Raw genomic sequence first — 13,708 nt, 5'->3', positions numbered from 1 at the left:
CACACCTTTAGCATAGATAAATATAAAGATAATAAGCAAAAGATTAGGTAAGAAGTATGATAGGTATAATAATGTTTTTTGTAGCATTGGTAATGCTACTATTTGGATTCCCGGTTGCCTTTACTTTTGGCGGTATAGCCTTAATTTTCGGTGTTTTTGCCGAAGGTTTTGATATGTTTGCCTTCATGCCTTTCCGTATACAAAGTTATATGGAAAACACGGTTATGATGGCTGTTCCTCTTTTTGTATTCATGGGGATTGTATTACAGAAAACTCAACTGGCTGAGCAACTACTTGAAGCCATGGGTAAATTATTCGGTGGCGTACGCGGCGGTCTAGCGATTTCAACTATCTTAGTGGGTGCATTACTTGCGGCATCAACAGGTGTAGTTGGCGCTAGCGTTGTGGCAATGGGCCTTATTTCCCTACCTGTCATGCTCAAGTATAAATATAACAAGTCCTTGGCGTGCGGCACCATCTGTGCTTCTGGCACATTAGGCCAAATTATTCCACCATCCATCATCTTGATCATTTTAGGCGATGTTCTTGGTATTCCTGTAGGAGATTTATTCCAAGCAGCAATAGCACCAGGCATGATCTTAATTGGCTGTTACATTGTTTATATTTTAGTAACTACTTTCTTAAACCCTGAATCAGCACCTGCCATTCCTTATAATGAAGAAGATGGCACTCGCAGCCAGCAAATTGTTGCAGCATTAAAAGCAATTGTACCTCCTCTGACACTAGTATTAGTGGTATTAGGATCTATCTTTACGGGTGTTGCAACTCCAACTGAATCCTCTGCATTAGGCGGTGTTGGTGCACTTATCCTAGCCATCCTTTATAAGAAATTTAATCTTAAGATGCTGTTTGATTCCAGTCTAGAAACAGTAAAAGTGACGGCTATGGTATTTGCCATTTTAATGGGCGCCACAGCCTTCTCCATGGCTTTTAGCTACACAGGTGGTGATTATATTGTTGAAGAAGCTTTATTATCTTTACCTGGCGAAAAATGGGGTTTCATTATCCTATCTATGCTTGCAATTTTGATTCTTGGTTTCTTCATCGACTTCGTTGAGATCGCCTTCATCATAGTACCAATTTTAGCACCTGTTGCTGAAACCCTTGGCATTAATATGGTTTGGTTTGCGATATTAATCGCGATGAACTTACAAACCTCTTTCTTAACACCACCATTTGGCTTCAGCCTCTTCTACTTAAAAGGGGTTGCACCTAAATCAATTACAACGATGGATATATACAAGGGGGTTCTTCCTTTTATCGCCATCCAAGTATTAGTACTTATCAGTATCATTCTATTCCCTGACTTTTATGGCATGGCATAGCATAGATAAATGATTTAAGATCAAAACAAGGCTGCTCATTTTATGGGCGGCCTTTTCAAGTTGGAGGGATCCAAAATAAAAATAATAAATAAGGCAAAGTTTGTGAACTTAAAAGTTAAGATTTTATTTTTGACTGTGGTCCCTCTAATATGTGCAACCGCAATTATTACCTACCTTGGCCTCACATCTGCCAAAGAGCTTGCACGCGAAGAACTCAGAATTTATGAGAACAATCTTATTAAGGTTAAAAAAGAAGCCTTAAAGGACCAGGTTGATCTTGCCTTTTCCGCTATTCAAAGCACATTAGAAAATCCTTCCTTGGATGAAGAAACCGCTAAGGAACAAGTCAAACAGATTCTTGACAAATTGACTTATGGTGATGAAGGCTACTTTTTTGCCTATACCCAAGATGGAACCAACCTAGTACATCCTATCCAACCTAATTTTGTAGGCCAAAATCTTTGGAGTTTTGAAGATTCATCCGGCAATTTATTAATTCAGCATTTACTTAAAGCTGCGGCCAAAGATGGTGGTGGTTTCCATCGCTATATATGGGAAAAGCCAAGCAGCATGCGCCAAGAAGAGAAGCTCAGTTACGTATCTCAAATTGAGCGTTGGAATTGGATGTTTGGCACTGGCCTCTATTTGGATGATATTTATGCTGAGCTGGCTAAAGCTGACGCCACGATTAACGAAAATATTAGAGAAAGCTTTTTTACGGTCTTAGCCATTATTGCAGCAACGATTATTTTGGTCATTCTACTTAGCCTGGCTATCAACTTACATGAACACAAGCTAGCAGATGATCGCCTTAAAGCCTTAGTAAAACGTTTTGTCAGATTACAAGTTAGTGAAAGACGGAAGTTTTCACGCGATCTACACGACGGCATTAATCAATTATTAGTTTCTTGCAAGTTTCGCATTGAATTAGCGAAAAACACCTTAATCAAAGCTCACGATACAAAGAAAGTTGAAGCCCATTTAAATACCGCTGAAGAAGTTATTACCCAAAGCATTCAAGAAATCAGACAAATAAGTCACAATTTACGCCCAACAGCCTTGGATGACCTTGGATTAAAAACAGCTCTCAATTCGCTCCTTGATCAGTTTGAAGAAAGAACAAACATTAAAGTTAAGAAATTTATTCAGTTTGACGAAAATAGCGTTTCAGATGAAGCCGAAATAACACTTTATCGACTAGCTCAAGAGTGCCTGTCTAATATAGAAAAACATGCACAGGCTAATAAAGTTTCTTTCCATCTCACTCTCTTTAACCAAAGAATAGAGTTTGAGTGTATCGACAATGGCATTGGTTTTAGTCAAAACAAACAAGAAATCAAATCAAAACGACAAGGCATTGGCCTTATCAATATGAAAGAGCGTATTGAATTGATTGGGGGCGATTATAATTGCAGATCCCAACCTAAACGCGGTACAAAAATTACCGCTACCCTTGAAAGCAATATTTTAAAATAAAAACTATAAACATCTTTTTTAAGGATACACACCATGTCTTCGATTAACGTACTCCTCGTTGATGATCACATACTCGTTTTAGACGGCCTTAGAGCAAGACTAGAGCTAGAAAACAACATTAATGTACTTGGTACTGCCAATAATGGATTAGAAGCCTTAGAGCAGTCTAAAAAGCTGAAGCCAGATGTTGTATTAATGGACGTTTCTATGCCTGTACTTAATGGCATAGAAGCGGCTAAACGTTTTCAATCAGAGCAACCAGACATAAAAATTCTTATGTTAAGTATGCATCAGGACAAAGAGTATATTTTATCACTCATTCAAGCGGGCGCTAGCGGCTATGTATTAAAGGATGTGCCTGCAGCAGAACTTGTACTTGCCATTGAAACAGTCATGCGAGGAGGTAGTTATTTTAGTTCTGGCGCATCTCAAGCCCTTTTTCATGGCCAAGAAGATACAAAAGAAGAGCTAACAAAGCGTGAGCTTGCTGTATTGAAAGAGTTAGCGATAGGTGCTGCCAATAAAACAATCGCGAAAAATTTAAACATCAGCGTAAGAACAGTTGAGACTCACAGACAAAATCTAAAAAATAAATTAGGCATTCACTCAGCAGCAGGCCTCACAAAATACGCTATTGAGAATAAATTAATTTAAAAAGCCGTTAAAGCAAAGCCTTCAATTAATAACACCCTCTTTTCAGCTGCTAGATTTTTTACTATTAAAACGGCAGCTCTCTTCAAGAAAAGCTAATAGCAGAAAATATTTAAATTGTTTTTTTGAAAATATTAAATTATTTATGAATGCTTTTGCTAGGACTGTATTGAGAGATCTAAGAAAGGAATGATAATGGCGGAACAGACGAGACTCGAACTCGCGACCCCCTGCGTGACAGGCAGGTATTCTAACCAACTGAACTACTGCTCCGTTATCATTTTTACTGTTTAGCCACTGTATTTCCAAGAGGAAGTGGTGGGTGTGGAGAGGTTCGAACTCCCGACATTCGCCTTGTAAGGGCGACGCTCTCCCAACTGAGCTACACACCCGTGCTTTTTAAATCTTCCGACTTAAAGGGTATTCATCAATCTTCTACTAGGTAGAGGAAAGTGGCGGAACAGACGAGACTCGAACTCGCGACCCCCTGCGTGACAGGCAGGTATTCTAACCAACTGAACTACTGCTCCATTTCTCATGTTCTTTAACCACTTCATGTAAGTGGTGGGTGTGGAGAGGTTCGAACTCCCGACATTCGCCTTGTAAGGGCGACGCTCTCCCAACTGAGCTACACACCCGTGCTTTTTAAATCTTTCGACTTAAAGGGTATTCATCAATCTTCTACTATGTAGAGGAAAGTGGCGGAACAGACGAGACTCGAACTCGCGACCCCCTGCGTGACAGGCAGGTATTCTAACCAACTGAACTACTGCTCCATTTCTCATGTTCTTTATCCACTTCATGTAAGTGGTGGGTGTGGAGAGGTTCGAACTCCCGACATTCGCCTTGTAAGGGCGACGCTCTCCCAACTGAGCTACACACCCGTGCTTTTTAAATCTTCCGACTTAAAGGGTATTCATCAATCTTCTACTAGGTAGAGGAAAGTGGCGGAACAGACGAGACTCGAACTCGCGACCCCCTGCGTGACAGGCAGGTATTCTAACCAACTGAACTACTGCTCCATTTCTCATGTTCTTTAACCACTTCATGTAAGTGGTGGGTGTGGAGAGGTTCGAACTCCCGACATTCGCCTTGTAAGGGCGACGCTCTCCCAACTGAGCTACACACCCGTGCTTTTTAAATCTTTCGACTTAAAGGGTATTCATCAATCTTCTACTATGTAGAGGAAAGTGGCGGAACAGACGAGACTCGAACTCGCGACCCCCTGCGTGACAGGCAGGTATTCTAACCAACTGAACTACTGCTCCATTTCTCATGCTCTTTATCCACTTCATGTAAGTGGTGGGTGTGGAGAGGTTCGAACTCCCGACATTCGCCTTGTAAGGGCGACGCTCTCCCAACTGAGCTACACACCCGTGCTTTTTAAATCTTCCGACTTAAAGGGTATTCATCAATCTTCTACTAGGTAGAGGAAAGTGGCGGAACAGACGAGACTCGAACTCGCGACCCCCTGCGTGACAGGCAGGTATTCTAACCAACTGAACTACTGCTCCATTTCTCATGTTCTTTAACCACTTCATGTAAGTGGTGGGTGTGGAGAGGTTCGAACTCCCGACATTCGCCTTGTAAGGGCGACGCTCTCCCAACTGAGCTACACACCCGTCATCAAAGATGATGGTAATAATTATGGTGCCGGCACCAAGAGTCGAACTCGGGACCCCCTGATTACAAGTCAGGTGCTCTACCAACTGAGCTATACCGGCATAACAATTATCAAATTTGTTTATTTATGGTGCCGGCACCAAGAGTCGAACTCGGGACCCCCTGATTACAAGTCAGGTGCTCTACCAACTGAGCTATACCGGCATTACCAATATTACTTTTTACAACCACTTTAAGTGGTGCCGGCACCAAGAGTCGAACTCGGGACCCCCTGATTACAAGTCAGGTGCTCTACCAACTGAGCTATACCGGCATTTCTAAAGTAACTAAACTAATAAGTTTTCACTTATTACCTACCAGAGATATGGTGCCGGCACCAAGAGTCGAACTCGGGACCCCCTGATTACAAGTCAGGTGCTCTACCAACTGAGCTATACCGGCTTTTCATTTTCTGGTCGGGACGGCAGGATTTGAACCTGCGACCACTAACACCCCATGCTAGTGCGCTACCAGGCTGCGCTACGCCCCGTTAACCACTTACAACACAGAACCTCAGTGAGATGCCCTGTCGTTGTGAGCGGGGCGTATATTACTATAAGGAATTTAAAAGGGAAGGCTTTTTTTCATTTTTTTGAAATTAATATTAATATTGATTATAAAAACAACAAAACCAGCATATGCTGGCTTTGTTATTGATATAAAAGACTATTCTTGCATGTAATTCTCGACTTTGGACTTTAATTTCTGCCCTGGTCGAAAGGTTACTACCGTCCTAGCTGTAATCGGTATTTCTTCGCCTGTCTTAGGGTTTCGCCCAGGGCGTTGACTCTTTTCTCTTACTTCGAAATTTCCGAAGCCAGAAAGTTTCACTTGCTCACCCTGTATAAGCGTTTCTCTAACAACATCAAAAAAACTTTCAACTAAGTCTTTTGAATCTTTCTTAGATAGCCCTACTTCATCTACTAAGTTCTCTGCAATATCCGCTTTTGTCAACGCACCCATAGAATTACCCCCTAACAACAACTCCAAGCTGGCTTTCTAAAGCCGCTAAGACTTGCTCAACAGATTTGTTTATTTCTTCATCACTAAGAGTGTGCGAAGGATGTTGCCACGTCAAGCCTAATGCGACACTTTTTTTCGTATCATCAATACCTTGGCCTTGGTAAACATCAAAAACGGAGACCTCTTTGAAAGCTTCTCCACCCTCTTCCGTGATAATTTTTTGCAAACTTGCGACAGGCGTTTCTCTATCCGCAAGCAAGGCAAAGTCACGACGCACTTCAGGGAACTTGGAGATCACCTTATAAACAGGTAACTTACCCGTCAATACCACATCTAAGTTCAAATCAAAAAGATAAACAGTCTGATTACAACCTAGGGACTTAGCAAATTGTGGGTGCAACTCACCAAACACACCCACCTCTTCACCAGCTACAATCACTTTAGCTGATCGCCCTGGATGTAAATAGATAACATCAGCTCGTTCATAGGTCGGCATGTCGCCATCATTCAAAGCAAACAATGCCTCTATATGTGATTTCACATCATAGAAGTCGACTTTATCACTATTATGATACCAAGCTTCTGGCTCACGAGAACCTGCAATCAAACCTGCTAAGCGCTCCTGCTGATCAAGCTGCTCTAATGCATCAACACTACCAATAAAGCGGCGACCCGTCTCAAACATACGGACGCGGCTTTGCTGACGATTTTGGTTATGTAGATAAGCTTTCATCAAACCTGGAATTAAACTTGGACGCATAACACCCATTTCAGCAGAAATCGGGTTTTCCAGCGGCACTGGCTCAACATCAGGCACAAACTGTAAGCTAGATTCTTTATCGATAAAGCTATAAGTAATTGCCTCTTGATACCCTTGAGCAACCAAGGTTGAACGCATCGTTTGAATACTTGTTAGTGATTCAGCCAGAGGCGTAAAATTTACAGCTGCTGTAGGCATATTCGCTGGAATATTTTCATACCCATAAATACGCGCAACTTCTTCAATCAAATCAGCTTCAATCGCAATATCAAATCGATGACTTGGTGCACAAGTAACCCAATGCTCATCAGTCACCTCAACCATATCTAAATCAAGTCGAGTCAAGATATCTGTTACTTGATCTTTTGCGATAGACACAGCTAAGTATTGATCCAACTTCGCACGACGAAGCGTCACTTCATTTGCTTTAGGCAAATCATCTTGACTTACTTGCTCAGTCACGGGGGCAACTTGACCGCCAGCAATTTCAACAATTAAAGATGTCGCACGTTCAATTGCTTTATTTTGAAGCTGAGCATCCACACCACGCTCAAAACGATGCGAGCTATCAGTATGAAGACCATAAGAACGCGCTTTACCAGCCAATGAAATAGGCGCAAAGAACGCAGATTCCAAAAAGATGTCTTTAGTCTCTTCACTGACACCTGAACCTTCACCACCCATAATACCAGCCATAGCTAATGGCTTAGACTTATCGGCAATAACCAAAGTATCAGCTCTTAGGCTTATTTCTTGACCATCTAACAAGGTAAGCTTTTCACCTTCATCCGCCATACGAACAATGATGGACTCAGATAGCTGATTCAAATCAAATGCGTGCATCGGCTGACCCAGTTCCAACATAACATAGTTGGTAATATCAACAATCGGGTCTATTGAACGAACACCACTACGACGTAACTTTTCAGTTAGCCACAGAGGAGATTCAGCCTTAACATTAACAGCTTTAATCACACGACCAAGATAACGTGGGCAAGCTTGCGGTGCCTGCACATCAATAGCAAAAGTATCTTGAATTTGTGCTTCTGCTGGGACAATTTCAACCGGCGTTAAATCTGTTTGATTTAATACACCAACTTCACGTGCTAAGCCATGAATACTCAAGCAGTCACTTCGGTTCGGTGTTAAATCAACATCAACAATCGAATCATTTAAGTCGAGGTATTCACGGAAGTCACTTCCCACAGGAGCAGACTCAGCCAATTCCAACAAACCATCAGAGTCATCACTCAAACCCAATTCAGATGCAGCACATAGCATTCCGAAAGATTCTACTTGGCGTAGCTTTGCTTTTTTAATTTTAAAGTCTGGCCCAAGTACTGCCCCAACTTTCGCAAAAGGAATTTTAATCCCTTCACGAGCGTTTGGCGCACCACAAACAACTTGAAAGGTTTCTGTACCATCATTCACTTGACACACTTTCAATTTATCAGCATTTGGGTGCTTTTCAGCAGACAAAATTTGACCAACAACAACACCAGTAAATTCTTCTGCTACTGCACAAACTTCATCTACTTCCAAACCAGCCATAGTAATTTGGCTAACCAGTTCATCCGTTCCGATAGCAGGATTGACCCATTCTCTTAGCCAATTTTCACTAAATTTCATATCTATTATCCTGAGTCTTTAATTATTTGAACTGTTTAAGGAAGCGCAAATCGTTTTCAAAGAACATACGTAAATCATCAACACGGTATCTCAGCATAGCAAATCGCTCTACACCCATACCAAATGCAAAACCGGTATATTTCTCAGAATCTATTCCAGACATTTCCAATACTTTAGGATGCACCATTCCACACCCAAGAACCTCAAGCCATGACCCTTCACCTTTACTGTTTATGCGCCAGATATCAACTTCAATAGATGGCTCAGTGAAAGGAAAATAACTTGGACGGAAACGAGTCTTAACATCATCTTCAAAGAAGACGTTTAAGAATTGCTGTAATACACCTTTCAAATCTGCGAAAGAAATATTCTCATCTACCAACAAACCTTCTACCTGATGAAACATAGGCGTATGTGTTTGGTCAGAATCACAACGGTATACGCGACCAGGACACACGATACGAATAGGTGGCTGGGTTTGTTCCATAGTACGAACTTGTACTGGTGATGTATGTGTTCGTAACACAGTATTAGCATTAAAATAAAAAGTATCCTGCATAGCACGCGCTGGATGGTGCTCAGGAATATTTAATGCTTCAAAGTTATGGTAATCATCTTCAATCTCAGGACCAGCTGCGACATCAAAACCAATACCACGAAAAAAGTTTTCAATACGCTCTTGCGTACGTGTTACAGGATGCAAACCACCCACTTCTTGACCTTTACCAGACAAAGTAATATCAATCGTTTCGGTTGCTAATTTAGCGTTTAAGGCTTCTGTCGCTAATATCTCTTTACGTTTAGCAATTTCAACCTGAACCTGACCTTTGGCTTCATTTACAAGCTGACCGAACTTTGGACGATCTTCAGCGGATACATTCGCAAGCTGTTTAAGTAAAGCGGTTAATGCGCCCTTTTTCCCTAAATAACGTACACGAATCTCATCCAGTGCAGACTCGCTATCAGATGCGCTGACTGCGGCAAGAGCATCAGCCAGTATCTGCTTAAGGTTTTCCATTTTTTAACTCCCAAAAATAAAATAGGGGAAGAGCATAGCTCTTCCCCTATCAAAGACTGCATTGAAACAATCCTAAACTCTGCATCAATTCTCTAACAATATAACTTGTTAAACATGACACCGACAAAAGATCACCTCTAAAGTGCTACGTCTAAAATTAAGCCAAGCTAGCTTTCGCTTTTTCAACGATAGCCGCAAAAACTTCTTTTTCGTACACAGCAAGATCAGCCAATACTTTACGGTCGATTTCGATTGCAGCTTTTTTCAAGCCAGCAATGAAACGGCTGTAAGACATGCCATTGATACGTGCAGCAGCATTAATACGAGCAATCCATAGAGCACGGAATTGACGCTTACGCTGACGACGGTCACGGTACGCATATTGACCAGCTTTGATAACCGCTTGTTTCGCTACGCGAAACACACGGCTACGTGCACCATAGTAACCTTTTGCTTGCTTTAAAATCTTCTTATGACGGCGACGAGCCTGAACACCACGTTTTACGCGAGGCATAATATAAACCTTTTACTAATTAAAATTGATTAAAAAAAACTATTAAATGTAAGGACACATACGAGTGATCAATGGAGCATCACTTGCAGCCACTTGGTTCAAAGAACGCAGGTGACGTTTACGTTTAGTAGACTTCTTAGTCAAAATATGACTAGTATGAGACTGCTTATGTTTAAAGCCGTTCGCTGTACGTTGGAAACGCTTAGACGCGCCACTGTGTGATTTAATTTTTGGCATGATAACACCACTCTCGCATTCGTTAATGTTAATGTAATTATTGGCCCCTTATTACTAAGAGGCGTTTAATTACTTCTTCTTTTTAGGGGCCAGCACCATAGTCAATTGACGACCTTCCATTTTCGCAGCTTGTTCAACTACACCATATTCACCTAAGTCTTCAGCGACACGGTGCATAAGTTGCATGCCAAGCTCCTGATGGGCCATTTCACGACCGCGATATCTTAGAGATACCTTAGCCTTATCCCCTCCTTCAAGGAAACGTATCAGGTTGCGGAGTTTTACCTGATAATCTCCTTCCTCCGTCCCTGGACGGAATTTAATTTCTTTTACTTGGATCTGCTTTGCATTTTTCTTTTGAGCAGCTTTCGCTTTCTTCTGCTCAAAGATATGCTTTCCGTAGTCCATAACTTTACAAACAACTGGATCAGAGTCAGCAATTTGCACTAGGTCAAGCTTCTCTGCTTCCGCTGCTGCTAGCGCTTCTGCAATCGAAACGACACCAACTTGATCACCATTAGAAGCGATCAAACGCACTTCAGTTGCTTGAATATTCTCGTTGATTTCTGGACGCTGCTTACTCGCTTGACGTCCACGATTCATATTACCTTTTATAGCTCTATCTCCAATTATTGTTTACGACTACGGCGGGCAACTTCAGCATGAAGCATATCCTCAAAATCCGTAATACTCATGACACCGAGATCATCTCCGGTACGGGTACGAACAGCAACTTGTTGTTGTTCTACTTCTTTATCCCCTACCACGATCAGATACGGCACTCGTTGTAGAGTGTGCTCGCGAATTTTAAACCCGATCTTCTCGTTTCTCAAGTCAGTTTTGGCTCTTAAGCCATTAGAATTAAATCTTTTTACCAAATCTTCGCAATATTCCGACTGTCGATCGGTAATATTCATCACCACAACCTGCTCTGGTGATAACCATGCCGGTAATGAACCTTCAGTCTCTTCAATCAAAATTCCGATAAAACGCTCTAACGAACCTAAAATAGCTCGGTGCAACATTACTGGTGCCTGACGAGTTCCATCTTCAGAAACAAACTGAGCACTCAATCGTGACGGCATTGAGAAGTCACATTGAATAGTACCACATTGCCAAACACGACCTATGGCATCTTTTAGAGAGAACTCAATTTTAGGCCCATAAAAAGCACCTTCACCTGGCAATTCTTCCCAATCAAGATTAGCTGCATTTAGCGCTTCCGCTAACGCTTTTTCAGATTTATCCCAAACTTCGTCAGAACCCACTCTTTGCTCAGGACGAGTTGAAAGGCGGTATATGATATCAGTAAAGCCAAAATCATCATAGATTTCATGTAGAAGCGTAATAAAAGCAGACACTTCTTCTTGAATCTGATCTTCCATTACAAAAATATGACCATCATCTTGGACAAAATTACGTACACGCATGATGCCATGCAACGATCCTGATGGCTCATTCCTATGACAAGAACCAAATTCAGCCAAGCGTAATGGCAAATCACGGTAACTTTTCAGCCCCTGATTATATACCTGAACATGGCAAGGGCAGTTCATAGGTTTAATCGCATAATCACGGTTCTCGGCATGAGTAGTAAACATACCGCTACTAAACTTACCCCAGTGACCTGATTTCTCCCACAACACTCTGTCGACTATTTGAGGAGTTTTGATTTCTTGATAACCATTTTCGCGTTGTTTATCACGAATATATTGCTCAATAGCTTGGTATAAACTCCAGCCTTTATGATGCCAAAACACCATACCAGGTGCTTCTTCTTGCATGTGAAAAAGGTCTAACTTTTTACCTAGCTTACGGTGATCACGTTTTTCGGCTTCTTCTAAACGAAACAAATGCGCTTTAAGCTCTTTTTTATCGTTCCAAGCGGTACCGTATATACGCTGAAGCATTGCATTATTAGAATCACCGCGCCAATAAGCGCCAGCAAGCTTCATTAATTTAAAGTGACGCAATACACGGGTATTAGGAACGTGAGGTCCACGACACATATCTGTGTATTCTTCATGATGATAAAGACCAACTTCAGAAATAGACTCATCAAGCCCATCAATCAATTCAACTTTATAATCTTCTTCACGCTCAACAAACAAAGCTCTTGCTTCTGCAACTGGTGTCATACGTTTATTAACGTCATAATCTGTTTTAATCAGTTCGCCGATACGTTTTTCAACTGCAGCCATATCTTCAAGCGTTAAAGAACGCTCATAGGCAATATCATAGTAAAAACCATTTTCAATGGTTGGGCCTATGGCCATTTTTGCAGTTGGGAAAAGTTGTTTGACTGCGTGTCCAACAAGATGGGCAAAAGAGTGTCGAATAATCTCAAGACCATCCTCATCTTTCCCTGTCACTATACTTAAATTTGCATCTTGATTAATTAGTTCACATGCATCAACCAGCTCTCCATTTATACGTCCTGCTACGGTTGCTTTCGCTAAACCGGGACCTATATCTTGAGCTACTTGCATTACAGTGACAGAATCTTCAAAAACGCGTTGACTACCGTCAGGTAAGGTTATTACTGGCATTTTATTCCCCTATCGAGGTCAGTGGTGCTCGATACCAAAGAGCACATGGAAATTGAGCCAAGTAACCTAACATTTTCAAGCTAAAGATGCGACTCAATTATGTGATTCTCCTTGTGTTTTTAGAGTCTTTTTAAATTAGTCTAAAATCATTCTATTTTTATCCTGTTTGAGCATGGACTTTATTTTTTTCCAAGGTAAAATTGCGCTCCGTTTCACAACAATCTCTAACAAATTCCTTAAAGGCACTATGGAACTTAATTTACTTGAAAATTACTGCATTGAGACTACTCAAGCAGAACCTGACTTATTGCTTGAACTCATCGAGAAAACTTATTCAGACATGGGTTACCCAAATAAGTTATCAGGTAAAACCATTGGCCGTACACTCAAGCTCCTAACCAGTTTGATGAAACCTAAGAAAGCGTTAGAGATTGGCATGTTTACTGGTTATTCAGCACTATCAATAGCCGAAGGCATGCCCGAAGATGGACAACTTATTTGTTGTGAAACCAATCCCAGAGCAATTGATTTTGCTCAATCCTTTTTTAATCGCAGCCCACACGGGCACAAGATCACTCCTATTTTTGGACCCGCTTTAGATACTATTGCATCATTAGAAGCCGAAGCTAATTATGATTTTGTCTTTATCGACGCTGACAAACGTAATTACCTTAACTACTATGAATCGGTGGTACCATTAGTTAGGTCTGGCGGACTTATTGTAATCGATAACTCAGTTTGGCAAGGACGTGTACTTCAGCCTGAGGAAAACAGCGATCATGCTGTCGTTGCAATGAACCAACGCATACTTGAAGATGAACGCGTAGAAAACGTTCACTTGAATATCCGAGATGGGTTAAATCTCGTTTTAAAAAAATAACCCCTACTTAATTTAAAATCCAC

The 13,708-nt window shown here is 41.3% G+C and carries 11 protein-coding genes and 17 tRNA genes; 4 read left to right on the top strand and 24 right to left on the bottom strand.

The window, feature by feature from the left end:
* Positions 1 to 56: 56 nt before the first annotated feature.
* The 3 genes from Q0A08_RS01020 to Q0A08_RS01010 are packed head-to-tail and all read left to right on the top strand — an operon-like array spanning position 57 to position 3,476.
* Entirely contained in the window at positions 57 to 1,346 is a 1,290-nt protein-coding gene (locus Q0A08_RS01020) for a TRAP transporter large permease (protein ID WP_438464283.1), read from the top strand.
* Positions 1,347 to 1,388: 42 nt separating this feature from the next.
* Positions 1,389 to 2,822 (top strand): cache domain-containing protein, encoded by a 1,434-nt coding sequence (locus Q0A08_RS01015; protein WP_438464282.1) that lies wholly within the window; start codon positions 1,389 to 1,391, stop codon positions 2,820 to 2,822.
* Between the two features lie 33 nt (positions 2,823 to 2,855).
* Positions 2,856 to 3,476 carry a response regulator transcription factor gene (locus Q0A08_RS01010; protein ID WP_438464281.1) on the top strand — a complete coding sequence of 207 codons (621 nt, stop codon included), beginning with the start codon at positions 2,856 to 2,858 and terminating at the stop codon, positions 3,474 to 3,476.
* Positions 3,477 to 3,669: 193 nt separating this feature from the next.
* On the opposite strand, the gene Q0A08_RS01005 is transcribed toward Q0A08_RS01010, so the two are convergent.
* The 24 genes from Q0A08_RS01005 to thrS all read right to left on the bottom strand — a co-directional run bounded on the left by Q0A08_RS01005 (position 3,670) and on the right by thrS (position 12,805).
* Positions 3,670 to 3,746: transfer RNA gene (locus tag Q0A08_RS01005), tRNA-Asp, on the bottom strand.
* A 43-nt stretch (positions 3,747 to 3,789) separates the two neighbouring features.
* Positions 3,790 to 3,865 (bottom strand) — tRNA-Val (locus tag Q0A08_RS01000).
* A 61-nt stretch (positions 3,866 to 3,926) separates the two neighbouring features.
* Positions 3,927 to 4,003, bottom strand: a tRNA-Asp gene (locus Q0A08_RS00995).
* A gap of 32 nt (positions 4,004 to 4,035) precedes the next feature.
* A tRNA-Val gene (locus tag Q0A08_RS00990) sits at positions 4,036 to 4,111 on the bottom strand.
* Between the two features lie 61 nt (positions 4,112 to 4,172).
* A tRNA-Asp gene (locus Q0A08_RS00985) sits at positions 4,173 to 4,249 on the bottom strand.
* A 32-nt stretch (positions 4,250 to 4,281) separates the two neighbouring features.
* Positions 4,282 to 4,357 (bottom strand) — tRNA-Val (locus Q0A08_RS00980).
* A 61-nt stretch (positions 4,358 to 4,418) separates the two neighbouring features.
* Positions 4,419 to 4,495: transfer RNA gene (locus tag Q0A08_RS00975), tRNA-Asp, on the bottom strand.
* Between the two features lie 32 nt (positions 4,496 to 4,527).
* Positions 4,528 to 4,603, bottom strand: a tRNA-Val gene (locus Q0A08_RS00970).
* A 61-nt stretch (positions 4,604 to 4,664) separates the two neighbouring features.
* Positions 4,665 to 4,741, bottom strand: a tRNA-Asp gene (locus tag Q0A08_RS00965).
* A 32-nt stretch (positions 4,742 to 4,773) separates the two neighbouring features.
* Positions 4,774 to 4,849 (bottom strand) — tRNA-Val (locus Q0A08_RS00960).
* Between the two features lie 61 nt (positions 4,850 to 4,910).
* Positions 4,911 to 4,987 (bottom strand) — tRNA-Asp (locus tag Q0A08_RS00955).
* 32 nt (positions 4,988 to 5,019) lie between these two features.
* Positions 5,020 to 5,095 (bottom strand) — tRNA-Val (locus Q0A08_RS00950).
* A gap of 26 nt (positions 5,096 to 5,121) precedes the next feature.
* Positions 5,122 to 5,197 (bottom strand) — tRNA-Thr (locus Q0A08_RS00945).
* A 27-nt stretch (positions 5,198 to 5,224) separates the two neighbouring features.
* Positions 5,225 to 5,300: transfer RNA gene (locus Q0A08_RS00940), tRNA-Thr, on the bottom strand.
* A gap of 33 nt (positions 5,301 to 5,333) precedes the next feature.
* Positions 5,334 to 5,409, bottom strand: a tRNA-Thr gene (locus Q0A08_RS00935).
* Between the two features lie 52 nt (positions 5,410 to 5,461).
* A tRNA-Thr gene (locus Q0A08_RS00930) sits at positions 5,462 to 5,537 on the bottom strand.
* A gap of 11 nt (positions 5,538 to 5,548) precedes the next feature.
* Positions 5,549 to 5,625: transfer RNA gene (locus Q0A08_RS00925), tRNA-Pro, on the bottom strand.
* A 176-nt stretch (positions 5,626 to 5,801) separates the two neighbouring features.
* Positions 5,802 to 6,098 carry an integration host factor subunit alpha gene (locus Q0A08_RS00920; RefSeq protein ID WP_046019823.1) on the bottom strand — a complete coding sequence of 99 codons (297 nt, stop codon included), beginning with the start codon at positions 6,096 to 6,098 and terminating at the stop codon, positions 5,802 to 5,804.
* 4 nt (positions 6,099 to 6,102) lie between these two features.
* The gene (gene pheT / locus Q0A08_RS00915) at positions 6,103 to 8,487 is read right to left on the bottom strand and encodes a phenylalanine--tRNA ligase subunit beta (RefSeq protein WP_438464280.1); all 2,385 of its coding nucleotides are present in this window, start codon (positions 8,485 to 8,487) and stop codon (positions 6,103 to 6,105) included.
* Between the two features lie 22 nt (positions 8,488 to 8,509).
* Positions 8,510 to 9,505, bottom strand: a complete 996-nt coding sequence (pheS, locus tag Q0A08_RS00910; protein WP_438464279.1) for a phenylalanine--tRNA ligase subunit alpha — start codon at positions 9,503 to 9,505, stop codon at positions 8,510 to 8,512.
* Between the two features lie 157 nt (positions 9,506 to 9,662).
* Entirely contained in the window at positions 9,663 to 10,019 is a 357-nt protein-coding gene (rplT, locus tag Q0A08_RS00905; RefSeq protein ID WP_009836158.1) for a 50S ribosomal protein L20, read from the bottom strand.
* A 42-nt stretch (positions 10,020 to 10,061) separates the two neighbouring features.
* Positions 10,062 to 10,256: a 50S ribosomal protein L35 gene (gene rpmI, locus Q0A08_RS00900; RefSeq protein WP_009836159.1), complete on the bottom strand. Its 195-nt coding sequence runs from the start codon at positions 10,254 to 10,256 to the stop codon at positions 10,062 to 10,064.
* 69 nt (positions 10,257 to 10,325) lie between these two features.
* The gene (gene infC, locus Q0A08_RS00895) at positions 10,326 to 10,859 is read right to left on the bottom strand and encodes a translation initiation factor IF-3 (RefSeq protein ID WP_009836160.1); all 534 of its coding nucleotides are present in this window, start codon (positions 10,857 to 10,859) and stop codon (positions 10,326 to 10,328) included.
* 26 nt (positions 10,860 to 10,885) lie between these two features.
* Positions 10,886 to 12,805 (bottom strand): threonine--tRNA ligase, encoded by a 1,920-nt coding sequence (thrS, locus tag Q0A08_RS00890; RefSeq protein ID WP_438464278.1) that lies wholly within the window; start codon positions 12,803 to 12,805, stop codon positions 10,886 to 10,888.
* 247 nt (positions 12,806 to 13,052) lie between these two features.
* On the opposite strand from thrS, the gene Q0A08_RS00885 reads away from it, so the two are divergent.
* A complete protein-coding gene (locus Q0A08_RS00885) occupies positions 13,053 to 13,685 on the top strand; it encodes an O-methyltransferase (protein WP_438464277.1) in 633 nt (210 codons plus the stop codon).
* Positions 13,686 to 13,708 lie beyond the last annotated feature (23 nt).

It is taken from the genome of Marinomonas sp. PE14-40, from assembly GCF_051623805.1.
Classification (GTDB): domain Bacteria; phylum Pseudomonadota; class Gammaproteobacteria; order Pseudomonadales; family Marinomonadaceae; genus Marinomonas.
Note: the sequence above shows the minus strand (reverse complement) of the source record. Positions and strands in the feature narration are given on the sequence as shown.

Coding starts and splice junctions, on each gene's coding strand:
- Q0A08_RS01020 (WP_438464283.1), top strand. CDS start 57: ATGATAGGTATAATAATGTTTTTTGTAGCATTGGTAATGCTACTATTT.
- Q0A08_RS01015 (WP_438464282.1), top strand. CDS start 1,389: ATGGGCGGCCTTTTCAAGTTGGAGGGATCCAAAATAAAAATAATAAAT.
- Q0A08_RS01010 (WP_438464281.1), top strand. CDS start 2,856: ATGTCTTCGATTAACGTACTCCTCGTTGATGATCACATACTCGTTTTA.
- Q0A08_RS00920 (WP_046019823.1), bottom strand. CDS start 6,098: ATGGGTGCGTTGACAAAAGCGGATATTGCAGAGAACTTAGTAGATGAA.
- pheT (WP_438464280.1), bottom strand. CDS start 8,487: ATGAAATTTAGTGAAAATTGGCTAAGAGAATGGGTCAATCCTGCTATC.
- pheS (WP_438464279.1), bottom strand. CDS start 9,505: ATGGAAAACCTTAAGCAGATACTGGCTGATGCTCTTGCCGCAGTCAGC.
- rplT (WP_009836158.1), bottom strand. CDS start 10,019: ATGCCTCGCGTAAAACGTGGTGTTCAGGCTCGTCGCCGTCATAAGAAG.
- rpmI (WP_009836159.1), bottom strand. CDS start 10,256: ATGCCAAAAATTAAATCACACAGTGGCGCGTCTAAGCGTTTCCAACGT.
- infC (WP_009836160.1), bottom strand. CDS start 10,859: ATGAATCGTGGACGTCAAGCGAGTAAGCAGCGTCCAGAAATCAACGAG.
- thrS (WP_438464278.1), bottom strand. CDS start 12,805: ATGCCAGTAATAACCTTACCTGACGGTAGTCAACGCGTTTTTGAAGAT.
- Q0A08_RS00885 (WP_438464277.1), top strand. CDS start 13,053: ATGGAACTTAATTTACTTGAAAATTACTGCATTGAGACTACTCAAGCA.